Here is an 18,571-nt window from a genome sequence, read left to right on the forward strand (position 1 = left end):
CTGCGGCAATGGCCGGTGGCTGGCAGGAACTTTCAGGATCGGGAAACCGGATCAGGGGACTGACGTGCACGTGGACGGAAACGGCGACGGCGACGGACATCGCGGCGGAAGCGGCGCGTCGCCGACTGGTGTGGACCAGGAGTTCCTGGCCCTGGAACGCGAGCTGACCGTGTTCCTGCGGCGGGCCCGCGCCAACCAGGGCGAGATGGCCCGCGAGGTCCATCCGGACCTGGAGTCGGCCGCGTACGGACTCCTCGTGCGGCTGGACGAGTGCGGCGCGCAGCGGGCCACCGAGCTCGCGGCCTACATCGGCGTCGGCAAGGCCACCATGTCCCGCCAGCTCCGCGCCCTCGAGGAGCTGGGGCTGGTGGCCCGCGAACCCGATCCGGCGGACGGCCGCGCCTGGCTGGTGCACCTCACCGATGAGGGGCGGACGCGGGTGCAGCGGGTCCGGGAGGCCCGCCGGGCGCGGTACGTCAGCAAGCTCGCCCACTGGGACCGCCGCGAGGTGGCCGAACTCGCCCGGCTGTTGAACCAGTTGAACACCGGGATGGAGAAGTAGCCCGTCAGAGCTCCGCGTAGACGGCCGTCGCGTCGTCGTGGGTCTTGCTGCGGCCCAGATACGTCCGCTCCTCGCGGTCGGCGGCCTCGAGGGTGCGGACGCGGTCGATCAGCGCCTGCGCCCCCTTCTTGCGTACGAAGGTGAAGAGGTCCGTCCAGTCGCCCTCCCGGAACTTCTCCGTCCACCGGGTCGCCCCGTCCGTCAGTGCCGCCAGGGCGCGGACCTCGCTGCGCGGCAGGACCCCGGTCACCGCCCGTGCGGCCACCGAGGGATCCGCGGCGGCCGTGAAGAAGCCGCCCTCCTTGTTGCGGACGGTGGCGTCGACCAGGGCGTCGGTGGCCAGGCTCGCGCGGGGGAGGCGGGACAGGCGGTCGTCGAGGTACGGCGTGACCGTGCCGTCGGGGGACTCGACGAGGAGGGCCGAGTCGGAGAGGACCAGATACTCGACGGTCGCCGGGGACCAGCGGGCGAGGACCACGGTCGCCTGCGGGGTACGCGGGTGAGAAAGCTCACAGGTTTCGGCGTGGGACTCGGCCGTACGCGCTATGGCGCGGGCCAGGGCGTCGGACAGGGGAACATCCGGGAGTGAAACGGTCAGTTCGGTCAGCGCCCCGCCGAGCCGGGCGGTGTACCAGTGAACGGAATGCAGACAGCCCGTCCCGCCCCTCGGCGGGGTCACTCCGTCCAGCACCACGAGCGAACCGCCCTGTCCGCAGGCGGGTAGTCCGACACTGGCGAAGTCCTCGTTGGGGCGGGCCGGATCAGCCGGCACCGAAACCAGTTCTGTGCGCATCCGGCCAGTCTGCACGAGCCCTTCACAAGGTCCGCGAAAGGGTGCCATCGGTCGCCGGATCGCCGTACCGTCGCAGGTCAGGCGTCGGGTTTGGGGTGGAATGGCGGACTCCGGGAAGACGTGGCGGCGAATAGTGCCAAAGCCCGCCGCTCACGTCCAACCGGCCCGCCGCGCGGGACCGTCGCACACGCTGGAGGAACTTGCCCGCCAACTCTCCTCCGATGTTCACTCCTTCGGGTGGCGGGTCAGGTGATGGGCGACCACTGACCACCGGCACTGGGAGGGTCGGGGACCGGAACCGCACCGGGTGTGCACACCAGTTGACGGAGCGTCACCCGGGCCCATGGGTACACGAGTCAGGAATGCGAGCACCGGTGCAGAAGAAGAGGCCTCGGCGCACAGGCAAGCAGACGGCCTCCGAAGGGGGCGCGGAGCGCACCCCTGTCGGCAGGGGCCGCCCGACCCACGTACGCAACCGGCTGATCGTGGCCGTGGCCGTCGTGGCCGCCGCCATCGCCGGGGCCGGCGCCCCCTCGGTCATCGCCGCCTCCGGGCAGCTGAGCGACAGCCAGGACCTGGTGACGCTGGCCGGGCAGACCCGGGACGCCCTCGTCCTGGCCCACTCCCTTGCCGACGAACGCGACGAGGTCACCTCCTATGTCGCGGCCGGCCGCCCCAAGTCCAAGGCGCCCTCCGAGCAGCGCAGCGCCCGGGTCGACCGGCAGGTCGAGGAGCTGCGCGCGAACACCGACACCCCCGCCTCGCTGCGGGCGGACCTCGATGGCATCGCGGCCGTACGCGGAGCGGCGCTCACCGGAAAGAGCACCGCTCTCGAAGCGCACCAGGCCTACTCCGACGCCATCGGCGAACTCCACCGGCTCGCCGAGGAACTGGCCGAACAGTTCCCGCCCCGCGCAGGCTCCGGCGCGTACGCCCTCGCCGAGCTCGACACCGCCGTCCAGCAGGCCGCCGCCACCCGCGGACTGCTCCTCGCCGCCCTCAACGTGCCGCGCACCACCCAGACGGTCATCGACCCCGTCACCGGCCTGCCGACCGAGACCGTCGTCTCCTCGGACGCCGACACCAAACAGCGCGCCGCCCTCACCGCCGCCGCCCTGCAGGCCCGGCTGCGCTCCGACGCCGCCCTCGCCGACTTCCACGACACCGCGACCAGGGCCGCCCGCACCTCCTACGACTCCACGGTCACCGGCCCCGAGGTCAACGCCGCCGACCAGTACCTCGCCGCCCTCACCGACCAGCCCACCCTCTCCGACCGCGAACTCGCCACCAGCGCCGGCAAGCTGGACGCCGCCCTCTCCGCCCGCGTCGACACCATGCGCGGCGTCGAGTCCGCCCTCTACGAGCGCCGCATCGAGGACCTCGAGGCACTGCGCGACGACGATGTCACCGAGCTGGAGATCCGTATCGCGATCCTCGGCGCCCTGATACTCCTCGCCGTCGGTGTCGCCACCGGCCTGGCCCGCAGCCTCACCCGCCCGCTCGCCGTCCTGCGGATCGGCTCGGGCCGGCTGGCCGGCGCCGAGGACCCGGCCGCCGAAGAGCCCGTGAAGTTCACCGGCCGCAACGACGAGTTCGCCCAGGTCGTCCGCTCCGTCAACGCCCTGCACGCGCAGGCCGTGGCCCTGCACGAGCGCGTCACCACCCTCGAGTCCGACCGCAAGCACCTCATCGGCCAGCGGCAGAAGATGGCCGACGCCCGCGAGGAGCTGCGCGCCGAACTCGACGAGGCCGCCGGCCGGCTGCAGCGGCTGCGCGAGAGCATCGGCGGCACCTTCGTCAACCTCGCGCTGCGCACCCTCGGCCTGGTCGAGCGGCAGCTCGGCGTCATCGAGGGCCTGGAGGAGCGTGAGCAGGACCCTGACCGGCTCGCCACCCTGTTCAAGCTCGACCACTTCGCCACCGTCATGCGCCGGCACAGCGAGAACCTGCTCGTCCTGGCCGGCGCCGAGCACATCCAGCAGCACGCCGGGCCCGTCCCGATGGTCGACGTGGTGCGTGCCGCGGTCAGCGAGATCGAGCGGTACGAGCGGGTCCGGATCGCCGCGCTGCCGCCGCACGCGCACATCGCCGGGTTCGCCGCGGACGACCTGTCGCACCTGCTGGCCGAACTCATGGAGAACGCCACCGCGTTCTCCCCGCCCGACCTGCCCGTCGAGGTCTCCGGCTGGCTCCTGGAGAACGGCGAGGTCATGCTCTCCGTCCAGGACGAGGGCATCGGCATGACCGACGAGCGGATGAGCCGCCTCAACGCCCGCCTCGCCGACTTCGACCCCGAGGCGACGTACGACCAGGAGGGCGAGGACGGGCTCGGGCTCGGTCTGTACGTCGTCGCCCGGCTCGCCCAGCGGCACGGGGTGCGGGTGCAGCTGCGCGCGCAGAAGCAGGGCGGGGTCGCGGCCGTCGTCGTACTGCCCCAGGGGCTCCTCGCGCAGGCCCCGCAGTCCGCGGTCCCGACGGTCACACCGGCGGCCGCCGGTACGCACACGTTCTCCCTGCCGGGCGCCGACGCGGAGGCCAACTCCAACGTCCTGCACGGTCGCTCGGACAGCGGCGACCCGCTGGTCGCGCTGGCGGAGAAGGCCGTACAGGCGCGGAACGCGGAGCCGGGGGAGCCGGTACGGGAGCGGGCCGCCGAGCCCGAAGAGACCGCGGCGACCGACGAGGCCATACGGGTGGCCGAGGAGGCGGACGAGGTCGTACGGGAGACCACGGAGCCGCACGAGAGCGCGCCCGCGCCCGAAGCTCCCGCCGAGACCACGATGGAGCTCCTCATCCCGGAGCCCACGCCCGCGGAACCGGCCACGGCGGTACACCCCGCGGACGCGCACCCCGACGACCCGTACGCCCCCGAGGCCCGCCCCACCGAGCCCCGGCCCGCGGACGCGTACCCCGCGGACGCGCACCGTACGGACGCGCCCCCCGCCGATCCCTATTCCATCGGCCCCGACACCCACGAGCGCACCCCCGACGAGGGGGACGAGCCCGTCACCGACAAGGGGTTGCCCAAGCGCACCCCGAAGATCACTGCGCCCGTTTCGGCGCCCCGCCCGCGCAGCGGATCCGTCGACGCCGAGGCACTGCGCCGCCGGCTGGGCGGCTTCCGCCGGGGAGCGGAGGCCGGTCGCAGGGACGTCGAGGCGGAAATCGCCGAACGCACGGCCGAGACGACGACGCCGGACGCAGCGTCCCGGACACCCAGCGCACACGCACATGCCGAAGAAGCCACGGGGGGCACCGTCGAGGAGGCAAGCAGTTGACCGCTCCCAGTACCTTCGGACTGAGCAGTGAGGCCCGCAATCTGCACTGGCTGCTGACCAACCTCGTCGAGGAGGTGCCCGGCATCCTCTCGGTCGCGGTGGTCTCCTCGGACGGTCTGCTGCTGCTCTCCTCCGACCCCGGCCGGAACGAGGCGGCGCGCCGGCCCCGGGAGGGTCGGCCCACCGGTCCGCGCGGCTCCTCCGCCGACCTCGCCACCATCGTCTCCGGCATCGGCAGCCTCACCATCGGCGCAGCCAAGCTGCTGGACTTCGGCGGCGTGAAACACACGATGGTCGCGATGGACGAGGGCAGCCTGTTCGTGATGTCGATCAGCGACGGTTCGCTGCTCGGCGTGCACGGCTCCGCGGACTGCGACATGAGCGTCGTGGCGTACCACATGGCGCTGTTCGTCGGCCGTGCCGGTCACGTCCTGACGCCCGAACTCCGCAGCGAGCTCCGAAAATCCCTGGAGTCCGAACCTACGGGGAGTGCCCGATGAGCAGTACGCCCAAGAAGCTTCCCGTGCGCGGCGGCGACCGCAAGCCCGCCCGTGTGCGCCCCTACTCGCTGACCGGCGGCCGTACCCGCTTCGGGCATGTGCTGCTGGTCGAGACGTTCGTGGCCAGCACCGCCGCTCTCGAAGCGCCCGAGGAACGCAAGGAACTGACGAATGGTTCCCTCACCACCCGGGTGATGCCGGAGATGCGGGCCATCGTCGAACTGTGCCGCCGGATGCGCACGGTGGCCGAGATCGCCGCGCTGCTGAAGATGCCGCTCGGCGTGGTCCGTGTGCTGTTGAGCGATCTCGCGGACCAGGGAAAGATCCGTGTGTACGGAACCGGTCACGGCACTGGCCGGCCGGACCGCGCTCTGCTGGAAAGGGTGCTGAGTGGACTCCGTCGTCTCTGACGCCGCCCGTGGCGTCTCCCCCCTCGTCGAGCCCGACGACAACCTCAAGGCCTGGCAGACGGACCGCACCCGTGCCCCCATCGCCACGAAGATCGTCGTAGCGGGCGGTTTCGGCGTGGGCAAGACCACGCTGGTCACCTCGGTCTCGGAGATCACGCCGCTCCAGACGGAGGCGCTGATGACCGAGGCCAGTGAGGAGACCGACGACCTCACCGCCACGCCCGGCAAGCTGACCACCACCGTGGCCATGGACTTCGGCCGCATCACGCTCGACGACGACCTGGTGCTCTACCTGTTCGGCACGCCGGGCCAGCAGCGGTTCTGGTTCATGTGGGACGACCTGGTGCGCGGCGCGATCGGTGCCGTGGTGCTGGCCGACACCCGCCGGCTGAAGGACTGCTTCCCGGCGCTCGACTACTTCGAGAGCTGCGGACTGCCGTACGTCGTCGCGGTCAACCACTTCGACGGCAGCGAGCTGTTCGAGCCGGAGGACGTGCGGGAGGCGCTGACGATCCCGCGCCACATACCTGTCATGATCATGGACGCGCGGCGCCGGATCTCGGTGATCGAGACCCTCCTGGCCCTGGTGGCCCACGCGCTCGAGGAAACCCCCGAGTAATCCCCGAGCACTCCCCGAGTTGTCCCGCGTAGTCCTGAGCAGTCCAGTAGTCGGAGGAGACACCCCCGCATGCGGAAGATACTCGTCGTCGGAGCCGGCCAGTCCGGACTCCAGCTCGCCCTCGGCCTGCAGTCCCACGGGTACGAGGTCACCCTGATGTCCAACCGGACAGCGGACGAGATCCGCACCGGCCGGGTCATGTCGACGCAGTGCATGTTCCACACGGCCCTCCAGCACGAGCGCGATCTCCAGCTGAACTTCTGGGAGTCCCAGGCCCCGAAGATCGAAGGACTCGGCGTCTCGGTCGCGGCCCCCGGCTCGCACGACCCGGGCCCGACACAGCGGGCGATCGACTGGGTGGGCAGCCTCGACGGGTATGCGCAGTCGGTCGACCAGCGGGTGAAGATGGCCGGCTGGATGGAGACCTTCGCCCAGCGCGGCGGCCAGCTGGTCATCCACGGCGCGGCGGTCGGCGACCTCGACTACTTCTCCCGTACGTACGACCTGGTCCTCGTCTCCGCGGGCAAGGGCGAGCTGGTGTCCATGTTCGGCCGCGACCCGGAGAGGTCCCCGTACAGTGAGCCGCAGCGCGCCCTCGCCGTCGCCTACGTGCACGGCCTGGGCCCGCGCCCGGAGCATCCGGAGTTCGACGCGGTCCGCTGCAACCTGGTGCCCGGAGTCGGTGAGCTGTTCGTCATGCCGACCCTCACCACCTCCGGCCGCGCCGACATCCTGTTCTGGGAGGGCATACCCGGCGGCCCGCTGGACGTCTTCAACGGCGTCAAGGACCCGGCGGAGCACCTCTCCCTGACCCTGGAACTCATGGAGAAGTTCGTTCCCTGGGAGTACGCGCGGGCCACCAAGGTGGAACTGACCGACGCGAACGGCACGCTCTCCGGCCGCTACGCCCCCACCGTGCGCAACCCCGTCGGCCGCCTTCCCGGCGGCGGTCTGGTGCTCGGCGTCGCCGATGTGGTCGTCGCCAACGACCCGATCACCGGCCAGGGCTCCAACTCGGCGTCCAAGTGCACCGCCTCCTACCTCGCCTCGATCCTCGAGCACGGGGACAAGGAGTTCGACGAGGCGTGGATGCGGCAGACCTTCGACCACTACTGGGACACCGCCCAGCACGTCACCAAGTGGACGAACGCCATGCTGGCCCCGCCGCCGGAGCACATCCTGGGCCTCATCGGTGCCGCCGGACAGCTCCAGCCCGTCGCCGACCGCTTCGCCAACGGCTTCAACGACCCGGCGGACTTCGAGAACTTCTTCTACGAGCCGGAGAAGACGGCCGCCTACCTCGCCGAGGTCTCCGGCGGCGCGGCCGAGGCGTAGCCCTCGTCCGACCCGTCCATGGCCCCCTTGGGGAGCTTCGGCGGCGCGTACCGCCGCAGGGGCTCCCCGTCGGGGTCGGGCCGGACGGCCCCCAGGATCGGGTTGGCCGCGATAGGTGAGACCTTGACCTTCGCGCCCGGTCGCGGCGCCTGCACCACCATCCCGTCGCCGAGGTACATCCCCACATGCGTGGCCTCCGGGAAGTACACCACCAGGTCCCCGGGCCGCAGCGCGCTCATCGGGATGCGCTTCAGACGCGCCCACTGCTCCTGGCTGGTCCGCGGGATCGGCGTCCCGGCACTCGCCCAGGCCTGCGAGGTCAGCCCTGAACAGTCGTACGACTTCGGCCCCTCCGCACCCCACTCGTAGGGCTTCCCCAGCTGACGCACGGCGTAGCGCAGGGCCCGGTTGCCCTCCTGGGTCGGCTTCTGTGCACTGCTGAGGGCGCCGGACGCCAGGAACTCCTTCTGCGCCTTCGCGATCCCGTTCTTCTCGAACTCGGCGAGCGCCGCCAGCTGCTCGGCACTGAGCGAGGCGAGCATTTCCTCCACCGCGTCCAGCCGCTTGCGCACCTCGTCCCGCTGCTTCTTCTGCCGTGCGGCGAGGGTGAGTTGGCGGTCGAGGGCCGTACGGGCCTTACGGGCCAGCTCGTCGGCCTTACGCTCGCTGCCGGTCAGCTCGGCCACCGTCTTGGCCCGTTCCCGGGCCAACTGGCCGATCACATGCCCCTGCTCGAGCGCGCGCTGCGGATCGCGGGCGAGCAGCAGCCGTACGTACGGGGAGATGTCGGTGCTGCCCTGGTACTGCTGCCGGGCCAGCCGTCCGACGGAGCTCCGGCTGTCCTGCAGGGCGAGCCGGGCGCGGGCCAGCGCGGTGTCCAGCCGGCGGACCTCGGCGCGCTGTTTCCTCAGCTTCTCCTCGGTGGCGTTGTGAGCCTCGGTGGCCCGCTCGGCCTCCCGGTACAGCCGCCGAAGGTCCGTCAGCAGCTCGGCCACGGTTCGCTTCCCGGGTGCGGGCGGCTGCGGTGCGGCGGCCGCGGGTACGGCGGCGAGCACGGCGTGGGCCGCCACGGTCGCCGTACACACCAGACGCAGGAGCCTTCCTGACACATCATCACCTCCGGTGCGGGCAGCGTCTCCGCTCCGCACCGCGAGCATCCCCGGGTCCACGCGGGGCGCTCGCCGGGTGTGCGCGGGATGGCGTAACCAGGTCATCCGTCGGCGTCGTCCGGCTTGCCGCCCGGCGTGGCATCGGGCTTGGCGCCCGGTTTGGCGTCCGGTTTGGCCCACGGCCATTTGAGGCGGCTGCCGGCCTGGTCGCCGCTGGGGTCGTGGACGTACTTCCAGCGCTGCGTGAGCCGGCCGTGTCCCCGTGGCACACGGCGGTAGACCAGCACGGTGGGCGGGCCGCCGTGCGGGTCCGGCACGGGGATGCGGTACGTCTTGGGCGGGTGCCCGGTGAGCCCGAGGAGCACGGGCAGGACGCGGCCGTCCATGGGCCCGCCCTCGAAGGGGGTGTCTTCGCTCTTCACGGGACCAGTCTCAGGTATCCGCCCCGGGTGTCCGCTTCATCTGTCCGCTTCAGGTGTCCGTCGAGGCGAGGGCCTGCACGACCGAGGCGGTCTGGGGGTCGCGGGCGGCGGTCACCGAGAGCACCGCGACGAACTGCTCCACCAGCCAGTCCCGCAGCTCGTCGACGGGCGGCTGCTTGTTCTCGTCGAGCCAGATCAGCGAGGCCGCCTCCACGGCGGTGATCCACATGCGCACGGTCATCCGCAGCCGGGGGGTCGGTTCCGTGATGTCCAGATGGCGCAGGATGTGATCGGCCGCGGCCCGTCGTACGCCGTCCACGATGGCGGTCGTGCGCGACGTCTCGACGACGCTGCCGCCCTGGAGGAGGGCGCTGAAGCCGGCGTCGTGCTGGTCGACGAAGGCGAGATAGCGGTCCAGGGCGCGGCGCAGGCGGGGGAGGAGCGGGCCCTGTCTCGGCTCGTCGAAGCACTGCTCGAGTTCCTCGGCGGCGGAGCGCAGGGCGGCCTCGTACAGCTGTTGCTTGCCGCCCGGGAAGTAGCGGTAGACCAGGGGGCGGGAGACCCCGGCTGCCTCCGCCACGTCGTCGAGGGAGACGTCCTCGGGGGCGCGGTGGGCGAAGAGGGTGAGGGCGGCGGTCAGGAGTTGGGCGCGGCGTTCCTCTACGCTCAGGCGGCGGTAGGCGGGGGTGGTCGGGGTCATGACCGCAGCGTAATCGTGCCGTCGCTTGAACAGGCACTCGGCGTTGGGACTGGCGTGGGGGTGGGTGCGCAGCCCGGCGCTGGCGGGGTGCCTCCCCCAGAGGGGGGACCCCCAGCGCCCACCCGTGCCGCCCTGGGGGTCCCCCTCTGGGGGGAGGCACGACTGCCCGCTGCTGGACGCGCTACGCCAGCAGGCCCGATGACTTCCACAGGCGGCGGCCGAGGCCCCGTAGTACTCCGATGTCGTCCAGGAAGTCTGTAAGGCGTTTTGCGCCTGTCTGCATGATTTCGCGGCGGTGGGGGCTTGCCTTCACCTGGGCCATTGCCTCGCGCTTGTCCAGGCCCACGTTGGTGTAGACCTCGGGGTTGATGAAGGCGACCGAGAAGACGCGGGCGAACTCGCCGGAGGTGATGCGGGTGAACTCCTGGGACCACTTGGGGGCGGTCACCATCTGGCGGCGCAGTTCCTCGCGGGCGTAGCGGACATGGCGGGCCTCCTCGACGACGTGGATGCGTGTCACGCCCCGGATCAGTGGCTGCACACGCTCGTCCGGGAAGGTCAGCCGCTGCATCCAGTCGAGGACCTCCTCACCGAGCAGGGTCGCGGTGAAGGAACCGGGCGTGGTGGAGATGGTCTTGAAGAGGCGGCCGAGCTGCTGGTGGGTGCGGCTCACCGGGTACCAGGGCGTCTCACCGTGCGCTATCAGCCGGGCGAACATCTTGGAGTGCCGGCACTCGTCCTCGATCTCGGTGAGGGCGTAGCGGACGTGTGCGCTCGTCGCCGCCTTGTCGTAGATGTGCCGGACCAGCAGCTGCATCAGGATGAGCTCGAACCAGATGCCGAGCGAGGCGAGCGCGGCGGCCTCGTGCTGGGAGAGCAGAATGCGCTGCTCCTCGCTCATCCGCTTCCACATCGGCGTGCCGTACAGCGACACCAGCTCCGGCGGCCAGAACCACTTGCCCTCCTCGAAGGGCGCGTCCCAGTCGAGTTCCTTGTCCGGGTCGAAGGAGTGCTTGGCCGAGGAGTCGAGCAGCCGCTCGGCCACCTGCTCGCGGTCCTTGAGCAGGCCGAGCGCGTCGCGCAGCCCTTCGAGTGCGTCGGTTTCGGTGAGCGATGTCATGCCGCTATGAGACTGCTTGTCAGCAAGCTCGTCAATCCCCTGTGCGCGACTTGTTGACCCCGCGTCTACTACGTGTGAACCTGCGCACCATGCCGACCTTCGACCAGTACGCCATGGACCCCGGAGCGACCCTCTGGCCGGTGCCCGCGACCGGTGCGGCCCGGTTCAGCTGGGAGTACGACGACGGCCGCGACCGTCTTCTGGCCCTGTACCAGAAGGGCAAGGACAAGCAGTGGGACGGGCAGAAGCGGATCGACTGGGACCTCGAGGTCGACCCGTACGACCCGCTCGGCACCCCCGACGAGGCGCTCTCGCTGTACGGCACGAAGCACTGGGCGAGGCTCACCGAGAAGGACCGGGGTGAACTGCGGCGGCACTACTCCGCCTGGCAGTTCAGCCAGTTCCTGCACGGCGAGCAGGGCGCGATGATCTGCGCGGCGCGGATCGTCGAGTCCGTTCCCGACCTGGACGCCAAGTTCTACTCGGCGACACAGACCATGGACGAGGCCCGGCACGCGGAGATCTACGGGCGCTTCCTGCACGAGAAGATCGGGATGCTCTACCCGATCAACGACAACCTCCAGTCCCTGCTCGGCGACACCCTGCGCGACAGCCGCTGGGACATGCCCTACCTCGGCATGCAGGTGCTGATCGAGGGCCTCGCCCTGGCCGCCTTCGGCATGATCAGGGACACCACGAACAAGCCGCTGCCGAAGCAGATCCTGGCGTACGTCATGCAGGACGAGGCCCGGCATGTGGCCTTCGGCCGGATGGCCCTGCGCGACTACTACAGGCAGCTCAGCGACGCCGAACTGCGCGAACGCGAGGAGTTCGTCATCGAGGGCTGCTACCTGATGCGCGACCGGCTGCGGGGCGTGGAGGTGCTGGAGAACTTCGGCATCCCGAAGGCGGAGGCCGAGGAGTACACCGAGCGGTCCGAGTTCCTCGCCCTCTTCCGCAAGTTGCTCTTCAGCCGCATCGTCCCCTGCGTCAGGGACATCGGCCTGTGGGGCAGACGCCTCCAGCAGGCCTATGTCGACATGGGCGTCCTCGAGATGGGTGACTCCAACCTCGACCTGCTGATGTCCCAGGACGAGGAGATTGCGGACCGGCTCGACGCCGAGCGCTTCGCTGCCGAGGAACAGGAGCGGGTCGCGGAGGTGACGGAGGCGATCGAGGCGGGCACCTCCTCCGACTGACGGCTTCTCACGCCCTGAGCACCGCCGCCATCACCGCCCGGGCGATCGGCGCCGCCACCCCGGCCCCGCTGATGTGCCCCCGGTGCGCCGCCGAGTCCTCCACCACCACGGCGACCGCGACCCTCGGCTCCAGTTCGTCCTCGGCCTGCGCCCAGGACACGAACCAGGCGTACGGCACACCGGTGTTGCCGATTCCGTGCTGGGCGGTGCCCGTCTTGCCGCCGACCGTCGCGCCGGGGATCGCGGCGTTGGTGCCGGTGCCGTCCTCCACCACGCCCCGCATCAGCTCCCGCAGCCGGGCAGCGGTGGACGGGAGCATCGCCTGGCGGACCGGGCGGGCGCCGGCCGCGGACACCGTCGCACCCCGGCTCGTGGTCGTGCGCTCCACGAGATACGGCTCCCGCAGCTGCCCGCGGTTGGCCACGGCCGCCGAGACCATCGCCATCTGCAACGGCGTGGCCCGCGTGTTGTACTGCCCGATGGACGACAGGGCCAGCTGCGCCCGGTCGACCCTGGTGTCGAAGCTGCTCGGGGAGACCGGATACGGGATCCGCAGCCCCGTGTCGTTGAAGCCGAACGCCTGGGCGGTCGCCGCCATGCCGGTCACGCCCACGTCCACGCCCAGCTTCGCGAACACCGTGTTGCAGGACCGCTCGAAGGCCACCCGCAGTGAGGCGTTCCGGCAGCCCTTGGCCGCGTTGCGCAGCGGCGTCGTGGTACCGGGCATCGTGTACGGGTCGGGCGAGCGGGTGGGCCGGTCGACGTGCCTGATCACGCCGGCGTCCAGTGCCGCCGCCGCGGTGACCACCTTGAAGGTCGAGCCCGGCGGATACGTCTGCCGCACCGCCCGGTTCAGCATCGGCCTGGCGGGGTCCTCGTTCAGCCCCAGCCAGGAACGGGTCACCGACGGGCCGTTCCCCGACAGCGACTCCGGGTCGTACGACGGAGTGGAGACCAGTGCCAGGATCCGTCCCGTCGCCGGTTCCAGCGCCGCCACCGCACCCGTGCGTCCGCCCAGCCCTCTGTACGCCGCCTGCTGCGCCGCCGCGTTGAGCGTGGTGACGACGTCACCGCCCGGATTCTGCGCCCGGGTGAGGTCGGACCACAGGGGGAACGGCGAGAGCATCGGGTCGGTGCCGGACAGGGTGCCGTCCTCGGCGTGCTCCAGGAACGACGTGCCGTACTCCTGTGAGGCGAAGCCGGTGACGGGGGCGTACAACGGGCCGTTCGCGTAGGTGCGTTCGTAGCGGAGCTGCTCGCCGGTGTCCTTGGAGCCGGTGACCGGCCGGCCGCCGACCAGGATGTCGCCGCGCGGCTGGCCGTAACGGGCGATGCTCTGACGGCGGTTGGCGGGGTTGTCGTCGAACGCCGGGGCCTGGACGACCTGGATGCGGGACGCGTTGAGCAGCAGGGCGACGAGCAGCAGGGCGCAGAAGGCGGCGGCGTGCCTGATGTGCCGGGTCACGGGGCGACCCGCCCGTCGTACTGTCGGCGGGCCGAGTCGCTCACCCGGATCAGCAGCGCCACGATCGCCCAGTTGGTGACCACCGAGGAGCCGCCCTGCGCCAGAAACGGCATCGCCATGCCGGTCAGCGGGATCAGGCCCGTCACCCCGCCCGCGATGACGAACACCTGGAGCGCCACGATCGACGCGAGCCCCACCGCGAGCAGCCGGCCGAACGGGTCGCGCAGGGCGAGGCCGGCCCGGTAGCCACGCTCGACGAGCAGGGCGTAGAGCAGGAAGATCGCGGTCAGCCCCAGCAGGCCGAGTTCCTCCCCCGCCGTGGCCAGGATGAAGTCGGACTTGACGGCGAAGCCGATCAGGGGGGAGTGGCCGAGCCCGAGGCCCGTGCCGAGCATCCCGCCCGCCGCGAAGGCGAACAGGGACTGCGCGAGCTGGTTGGGGCCCCGGCCGGCGTCGATCGACGCGAACGGGTGCAGCCAGTCGTGGATCCGGGCGGCCACATGGGGTTCCATCCGGCCGACGGCGACCGCGCCCAGCGTCGCGAGCAGCAGACCGACCGCGATCCAGCCGGTGCGGCCGGTCGCGACGTACAGCATGACCACGAACAGGCCGAAGAAGAGCAGTGAGGTGCCCAGGTCGCGTTCGAGGATCAGGACGCAGACGCTCAGCAGCCAGATGGCGACGACCGGCCCGAGGACCCGGCCGGTGGGAAACTGCAACCGCCAGATGCGGCGGCCCGCGTACGCCAGCGCGCTGCGGTTCGCGGCCAGGTACGCGGCGAAGAACACCGCCAGCAGCACCTTCGCGAACTCGCCCGGCTGGATGGAGAATCCGGCGATCCGGATCCAGATCCGGGCGCCGTTCACGGCCGGGAACAGGATCGGCAGGGTGAGCAGGACCAGGGCGGCGGCGACACAGACATACGCGTAGCGCTGCAGGACCCGGTGGTCGCGCAGCGCGGCGACGACCACGATGAACAGGGCCACCCCGAGGGTCGACCAGACGAGCTGGGCGGGGGCCGCCCGGTCACCCGGCGTCTGCAGGTCCAGCCGGTAGATCAGCACCAGGCCGAGGCCGTTGAGCAGGACACCGATGGGCAGCAGCAGCGGATCGGCGTACGGGGCGCGGAGACGGACCGTCAGGTGGGCGAGCAGCGCGAGGACGCCGAGCCCGGCGCCGTAGCCCACGGCGCCGGGAGGGACGGCGCCGTGCCGGGCGAGGCCGACAGCGCAGTAGCCGTACACCTAGAGGAGTACCGCCACCACGATGAGGGCGAGTTCGATGCCACGGCGCCGGGGGATGCGAAGCGCGGGAGCGGGTGCGTCCGCTGCCACGGTGGTTCCGGTTCCGGCGTTCGTCATGCCCGGAACTTACCCAAATGGGGAGAGTTGTTCTCCCGTCATGCTGCGCCATCGGGGACCGCCGGGCCCCCGTTCGGCGGAGTCAGAGGAAGCGTCAGCTGCGCCACCGCCCCGCCGTCCGGTGCGTTGCCGAACTCCAGGCGCGCGCCCAGCACCTCCGCCTGCCCGAGCGCGATCGTCAGGCCGAGGCCGTGCCCTTTCGAGCCGCCCTCCGTGCGGAACCGCTGCGGCCCGTGCGCCAGGAGGTACTCCGGATAGCCGTCTCCGTGGTCCCGCACGGTCACCACGGGCCCGTCCACCGTCAGCACCACCGGCGGCCGCCCGTGCTTGTGCGCGTTCGCGACCAGGTTGCCCAGCACGCGTTCCAGCCGCCGCCGGTCGGTCTCCACGCGCGCGTCCCGCACGATGTGCACCCGCGTGTCGGTCCCGGAGGCCCGCACGACCCGGCCGGCCAGCGCGCCCAGTTCCTCGATGGCCAGGTCCAGCCGCTCCCGCCCGGTGTCCAGCCGGGAGATCTCCAGCAGGTCCTCGGTGAGGGTGCGCAGCGCCGCCACCCGGTCCCGCACCAGCTCGGTCGGGCGGCCCGGTGGCAGCAGCTCCGCCGCCGCGTGCAGGCCGGTCAGCGGGGTGCGCAGCTCGTGCGCCACATCCGCGGTGAACCGCTGCTCGGCCTGCAGCTTGCCCTGGAGCGACGCGGCCATGGAGTCCAGCGCGGCGGCCACCGTGGCCACCTCGTCCTGCGGCCGGTTCGGATCGCGGGTACGGGCGTCGTGCACGCGCGCGTCCAGGTCGCCCGCGCTGATCCGCCGCGCGACCTGCGCCGTGGCGTGCAGCCGCCGGGTCACCCGGGTCACCGCGAACGCCCCCACCAGCACCGTCGCGCCGGTCGCGAGCGCCGACGACCAGCCGATCGCCTGGTCGAGGCCGTCGATGGTGCGCGCCTGCTGCGAGTAGTCGACGGCCACCGCGAGGACACGGCCGCGGTCGGCGGGGCCCGCCGCCCACATCGTGGGGCGGCCCTGCCGGTCGGCGACCATCGTGCCGCGGTACCCGGCCGCCGCGAGCGCGCGCAGCGGCGCGGGCAGCCCGTCGGGGTCGAGGCCGGCGCCCGGCATCAGCGGGTCCCCGGCCTCGTACGCCGCCGTGGCGTCCGCCAGCCGGGACAGCGCGAGGTCGCGGGCCTCGCCGACCGTCCGGTGCGTCACCGAGACATGCACCAGGACGCCGAGCAGCGCGGCGAGGGCACAGCACATCGCCGTGATGAAGAGGGCGGACTTCACGGCCAGGGTGCCGGCCCAGCGGGGCAGCGTGAGCCTCATCGAGGGCTCGCCGAGGGCGTCGCGGACGGGCGGGGAGGGTCCTCCCGCTTGCCGGTGCGCAGCATCTCGTCATGCGTGAGCAGCATCGCGCGCTGCTCCGGGTCCCAGGTCCACTGCAGGCGGTACTCGTAGCCCGTGACCTCGGACGGCGCGCGCAGGATCAGCGACCGCCCGGCGATCTCCACCCCGCTCAGGGCGTCGTCGTAGGCCATGACCTGCATCAGCCGGTGCCTGTCGACGGTGTAGACGCGGACGGCGGTCAGCTCGCCGGGCAGCAGCCGGAAGCCCAGCGTCAGCTCGTGGCGCCCGTCGCCGGTCAGATCCCGGTAGTACGGCTCGAGGACCGGGCACCCGCTCCGGTCCCCGGCCGTGCCGCACTCCTCCATCCGGCGGGCCGTCTCCCGGTACGGCGCCTTGCTCCCCTGGTAGTCGCCCGGGCTCGCGGCGATCTCGGTGCGGACCACCGCGGCCGGGTCCACCGTGCGGATGTCGTCGCCGGGGACGTCGACACCCTTCATGACCTTCCGGTCCACCTCGCCGATCTCGAAGGCGGGGCTGGACGCCGGCGGCAGCTCGGGCCACAGCCGGGCCGGGCCGACCGCGGTCGGTGTCGCCCCGGCGCCCCGCAGCCCGCCCGCGTCACCGCAGGCCGTGGCGGTCGCCGCCAGGAGGACGGCCGCGAGGACGGCGAGGACGCGCACAGGGGTGGTGCGCGGAGGGAGACGGAGGGGCACTGTGCTCCTGTGGTTCATGGTTCACGGTGGTCGGGCCGCGTACACCTTATTCGTGGGGAATTCCTTTTTGCGTATCCGCTCGGTGTACGGACGGCCCACGGCTACTCGGCGAGCTCCTCCAGTAACCGCACCGTCGGCAGCCCCGCCCGCAGATACTCCACGAACAGGTCGTTGTGCAGCGCCCAGGGCGAGCGGCGGGCGCGGATCAGCCGGATCGCGGCCTCCACGGAGCTGCCGCCGTGGACCAGGGCGTGGGCGATGACCAGGCCGGAGCGGTTGTAGCCGTGGTAGCAGCGGACGAGGACCCGGCGGCCCTGGTCCAGCGCGTCGCAGACGGCCTCGGCCAGCCGGATCACGCCCGCGAGCTGGGTGCCGTCCAGGGGCCCGTCCGGGATGGGCCACACCTGGTGCTCGACGCCCGGGTCGGGGCCGTGGCCGGGCAGCCGCAGCAGGGTCTGGACGAGATCGAACTCGTCCCGCACGACGGCGAACTCCACCTCTCCCGAACGGCCCGTGAACTCGTGCCCGCCCATCCACAGACCGGGCACGATCTCGTCCCACGGGCTGTCCGGAGCCGGTACGTCGGGTTGCTTCCTGCGGGTACGCAACGGGTCCTCCCGAGGGCCTGCCCAACTCCTCTCAAAGGTAACCGGGTTCTTGCCCCTGGAGCACCCCGCCTGTTCCCATGGTCATGGGGTGATGTGCATGAGCGGACTGCGCGTCGTACCGACCTGGCAACACGGTCGGGAACGGCTGTACGTCTGCCTCACGGACGGCAGGAACATCGCCTGGTACGACCGTGAGGCGGCCCGGGTCAACCTGATCGGCGAGGACCGCAGAGAGGACGTCCTTCAGGCCCTGCGCCCCTTCCTGACCGGCCCGGTCACGGTGGGCCCGCCACCGGTGCCCACCCCGGCCGAGCTGGCCCGTCTCTCCCTGCACCCGGACGACGACCTGGCGCCCAACCGCCCCGGCGAGGCCCTCCTGGTCGCCCTGGACCGGAATCCGGGCGGCCGGGTGCCCCGGCTGCGCACCGATCCCCGGCGCCGGGCGCTGGAGGCCGAGCAGACGGTGGGGGAGGCGCTGGACCGGCTGGACGGCGCGGGCTGGCACACCCTGCACTCCGTCCCGCTGCCCGGCGGTGACCGCATCCACCACCTGCTGATCGGCCCCGGCGGACTCTTCGCGGTCCACACGCTGTACGCCCGCAAGCAGCGGATCCTGGTCGCCGACCCCATGGTCACGCCGGGGCGGCGGGAGGCGCGGCCGCTGCTGCGCCGGGTGCGTGCGGACGCCGACCGTGCCTCGTACGCCCTGACGGCCGAGGTCCACCCCGTGCTGGCCCTGGTCGGCCCGGCCCGCGTGTCCCTCGACGGGCCGGTGCGCGAGGTCCGCGTCCTTCAGGACACCGACCTCGCCGGGCTGGCGCGGCTCGGGGGAGTCCTGAAACCGGCGGACGTGGAGGCCCTGCACGCGATGGCCAGGGACCGGAACACGTGGGCCAGAGTGTGACCTAGCTGTATTGCCCTGAGAGGTTAGGAACGCGGCTGGCGGGTGGCTGGCCCTTGAGCGCGGTGTGTCCGCGGTGGTGATTGTAGGTGTGCAGCCAGCCGGGGAAGGCGTCGCGTCGTTCCTGTTCTGATCG

Annotated in this window: 17 protein-coding genes and 2 pseudogenes; 8 read left to right on the plus strand and 11 right to left on the minus strand. The window is 71.8% G+C overall.

The genetic code is table 11. From position 1 onward, the window contains the following. Nucleotides 1–64 precede the first annotated feature (64 nt). Nucleotides 65–562, plus strand: coding sequence for a MarR family winged helix-turn-helix transcriptional regulator (locus ACTWQJ_RS24765; RefSeq protein ID WP_443308784.1), 498 nt, complete (start codon nucleotides 65–67; stop codon nucleotides 560–562). Between the two features lie 4 nt (nucleotides 563–566). Here ACTWQJ_RS24765 and ACTWQJ_RS24770 read toward each other — a convergent pair whose 3' ends face one another. Beyond that, on the minus strand, nucleotides 567–1,355 hold the full coding sequence (locus ACTWQJ_RS24770; RefSeq protein WP_443308785.1) for a protein phosphatase 2C domain-containing protein: 789 nt from the start codon (nucleotides 1,353–1,355) through the stop codon (nucleotides 567–569). 362 nt (nucleotides 1,356–1,717) lie between these two features. On the opposite strand from ACTWQJ_RS24770, the gene ACTWQJ_RS24775 reads away from it, so the two are divergent. The 5 genes from ACTWQJ_RS24775 (at nucleotide 1,718) to ACTWQJ_RS24795 (ending at nucleotide 7,497) form a co-directional block, all read left to right on the plus strand. After that, nucleotides 1,718–4,633, plus strand: a complete 2,916-nt coding sequence (locus tag ACTWQJ_RS24775; protein WP_443308786.1) for a nitrate- and nitrite sensing domain-containing protein — start codon at nucleotides 1,718–1,720, stop codon at nucleotides 4,631–4,633. Further along, nucleotides 4,630–5,133, plus strand: coding sequence for a roadblock/LC7 domain-containing protein (locus ACTWQJ_RS24780; RefSeq protein WP_443308787.1), 504 nt, complete (start codon nucleotides 4,630–4,632; stop codon nucleotides 5,131–5,133). Before ACTWQJ_RS24775 ends, ACTWQJ_RS24780 begins: the two co-directional genes overlap by 4 nt. Continuing rightward, nucleotides 5,130–5,543, plus strand: coding sequence for a DUF742 domain-containing protein (locus ACTWQJ_RS24785; RefSeq protein ID WP_224739770.1), 414 nt, complete (start codon nucleotides 5,130–5,132; stop codon nucleotides 5,541–5,543). The genes ACTWQJ_RS24780 and ACTWQJ_RS24785 overlap by 4 nt, the downstream gene beginning before the upstream one ends. Continuing rightward, nucleotides 5,524–6,162, plus strand: coding sequence for a GTP-binding protein (locus ACTWQJ_RS24790; protein ID WP_443308788.1), 639 nt, complete (start codon nucleotides 5,524–5,526; stop codon nucleotides 6,160–6,162). The genes ACTWQJ_RS24785 and ACTWQJ_RS24790 overlap by 20 nt, the downstream gene beginning before the upstream one ends. Before the next feature lie 69 nt (nucleotides 6,163–6,231). Further along, nucleotides 6,232–7,497: a styrene monooxygenase/indole monooxygenase family protein gene (locus tag ACTWQJ_RS24795; protein WP_443308789.1), complete on the plus strand. Its 1,266-nt coding sequence runs from the start codon at nucleotides 6,232–6,234 to the stop codon at nucleotides 7,495–7,497. On the opposite strand, the gene ACTWQJ_RS24800 is transcribed toward ACTWQJ_RS24795, so the two are convergent. The 4 genes from ACTWQJ_RS24800 to ACTWQJ_RS24815 all read right to left on the minus strand — a co-directional run bounded on the left by ACTWQJ_RS24800 (nucleotide 7,458) and on the right by ACTWQJ_RS24815 (nucleotide 10,848). Further along, the gene (locus ACTWQJ_RS24800) at nucleotides 7,458–8,606 is read right to left on the minus strand and encodes an NlpC/P60 family protein (RefSeq protein ID WP_443308790.1); all 1,149 of its coding nucleotides are present in this window, start codon (nucleotides 8,604–8,606) and stop codon (nucleotides 7,458–7,460) included. The genes ACTWQJ_RS24795 and ACTWQJ_RS24800 overlap by 40 nt on opposite strands. 101 nt (nucleotides 8,607–8,707) lie before the next feature. Continuing rightward, nucleotides 8,708–9,028 carry a hypothetical protein gene (locus tag ACTWQJ_RS24805; protein WP_443308791.1) on the minus strand — a complete coding sequence of 107 codons (321 nt, stop codon included), beginning with the start codon at nucleotides 9,026–9,028 and terminating at the stop codon, nucleotides 8,708–8,710. Nucleotides 9,029–9,077: 49 nt separating this feature from the next. Continuing rightward, a complete protein-coding gene (locus ACTWQJ_RS24810) occupies nucleotides 9,078–9,728 on the minus strand; it encodes a TetR/AcrR family transcriptional regulator (RefSeq protein WP_443308792.1) in 651 nt (216 codons plus the stop codon). A gap of 181 nt (nucleotides 9,729–9,909) precedes the next feature. Continuing rightward, nucleotides 9,910–10,848, minus strand: a complete 939-nt coding sequence (locus ACTWQJ_RS24815; protein ID WP_443308793.1) for an AurF N-oxygenase family protein — start codon at nucleotides 10,846–10,848, stop codon at nucleotides 9,910–9,912. A gap of 89 nt (nucleotides 10,849–10,937) precedes the next feature. Between ACTWQJ_RS24815 and ACTWQJ_RS24820 the strand changes: the two genes are divergently transcribed. Further along, complete coding sequence (locus ACTWQJ_RS24820; protein ID WP_443308794.1) at nucleotides 10,938–12,047, plus strand: ferritin-like domain-containing protein; 1,110 nt, start codon at nucleotides 10,938–10,940, stop codon at nucleotides 12,045–12,047. A gap of 7 nt (nucleotides 12,048–12,054) precedes the next feature. Here ACTWQJ_RS24820 and ACTWQJ_RS24825 read toward each other — a convergent pair whose 3' ends face one another. The 5 genes and pseudogenes from ACTWQJ_RS24825 to ACTWQJ_RS24845 form a co-directional block, all read right to left on the minus strand. Then, complete coding sequence (locus tag ACTWQJ_RS24825; protein WP_443308795.1) at nucleotides 12,055–13,512, minus strand: peptidoglycan D,D-transpeptidase FtsI family protein; 1,458 nt, start codon at nucleotides 13,510–13,512, stop codon at nucleotides 12,055–12,057. Beyond that, nucleotides 13,509–14,873, minus strand: a pseudogene (locus tag ACTWQJ_RS24830) (FtsW/RodA/SpoVE family cell cycle protein). Before ACTWQJ_RS24830 ends, ACTWQJ_RS24825 begins: the two are co-directional and overlap by 4 nt. A gap of 38 nt (nucleotides 14,874–14,911) precedes the next feature. Next, nucleotides 14,912–16,192 carry an ATP-binding protein gene (locus ACTWQJ_RS24835; protein ID WP_443308796.1) on the minus strand — a complete coding sequence of 427 codons (1,281 nt, stop codon included), beginning with the start codon at nucleotides 16,190–16,192 and terminating at the stop codon, nucleotides 14,912–14,914. Continuing rightward, nucleotides 16,189–16,926 (minus strand): hypothetical protein, encoded by a 738-nt coding sequence (locus tag ACTWQJ_RS24840; protein ID WP_443308797.1) that lies wholly within the window; start codon nucleotides 16,924–16,926, stop codon nucleotides 16,189–16,191. The genes ACTWQJ_RS24835 and ACTWQJ_RS24840 overlap by 4 nt, the downstream gene beginning before the upstream one ends. A gap of 101 nt (nucleotides 16,927–17,027) precedes the next feature. Continuing rightward, complete coding sequence (locus ACTWQJ_RS24845; protein ID WP_443308798.1) at nucleotides 17,028–17,534, minus strand: protein-tyrosine phosphatase family protein; 507 nt, start codon at nucleotides 17,532–17,534, stop codon at nucleotides 17,028–17,030. A 97-nt stretch (nucleotides 17,535–17,631) separates the two neighbouring features. On the opposite strand from ACTWQJ_RS24845, the gene ACTWQJ_RS24850 reads away from it, so the two are divergent. Then, on the plus strand, nucleotides 17,632–18,438 hold the full coding sequence (locus ACTWQJ_RS24850) for a nuclease-related domain-containing protein (RefSeq protein WP_443308799.1): 807 nt from the start codon (nucleotides 17,632–17,634) through the stop codon (nucleotides 18,436–18,438). A gap of 1 nt (nucleotide 18,439) precedes the next feature. Here ACTWQJ_RS24850 and ACTWQJ_RS24855 read toward each other — a convergent pair. Beyond that, nucleotides 18,440–18,571 (minus strand): annotated as a pseudogene (locus ACTWQJ_RS24855) (IS481 family transposase); the annotation flags it as partial.

Source organism: Streptomyces sp. KR55 (assembly GCF_052245645.1).
Classification (GTDB): Bacteria; Actinomycetota; Actinomycetes; order Streptomycetales; family Streptomycetaceae; genus Streptomyces; species Streptomyces flavusporus.

What these genes read in the sequence shown, in the direction of transcription:
- ACTWQJ_RS24770 (WP_443308785.1), bottom strand. Translation starts at nt 1,355, where the DNA reads ATGCGCACAGAACTGGTTTCGGTGCCGGCTGATCCGGCCCGCCCCAAC.
- ACTWQJ_RS24775 (WP_443308786.1), top strand. Translation starts at nt 1,718, where the DNA reads ATGCGAGCACCGGTGCAGAAGAAGAGGCCTCGGCGCACAGGCAAGCAG.
- ACTWQJ_RS24785 (WP_224739770.1), top strand. Translation starts at nt 5,130, where the DNA reads ATGAGCAGTACGCCCAAGAAGCTTCCCGTGCGCGGCGGCGACCGCAAG.
- ACTWQJ_RS24795 (WP_443308789.1), top strand. Translation starts at nt 6,232, where the DNA reads ATGCGGAAGATACTCGTCGTCGGAGCCGGCCAGTCCGGACTCCAGCTC.
- ACTWQJ_RS24810 (WP_443308792.1), bottom strand. Translation starts at nt 9,728, where the DNA reads ATGACCCCGACCACCCCCGCCTACCGCCGCCTGAGCGTAGAGGAACGC.
- ACTWQJ_RS24815 (WP_443308793.1), bottom strand. Translation starts at nt 10,848, where the DNA reads ATGACATCGCTCACCGAAACCGACGCACTCGAAGGGCTGCGCGACGCG.
- ACTWQJ_RS24820 (WP_443308794.1), top strand. Translation starts at nt 10,938, where the DNA reads ATGCCGACCTTCGACCAGTACGCCATGGACCCCGGAGCGACCCTCTGG.
- ACTWQJ_RS24835 (WP_443308796.1), bottom strand. Translation starts at nt 16,192, where the DNA reads ATGAGGCTCACGCTGCCCCGCTGGGCCGGCACCCTGGCCGTGAAGTCC.
- ACTWQJ_RS24850 (WP_443308799.1), top strand. Translation starts at nt 17,632, where the DNA reads ATGAGCGGACTGCGCGTCGTACCGACCTGGCAACACGGTCGGGAACGG.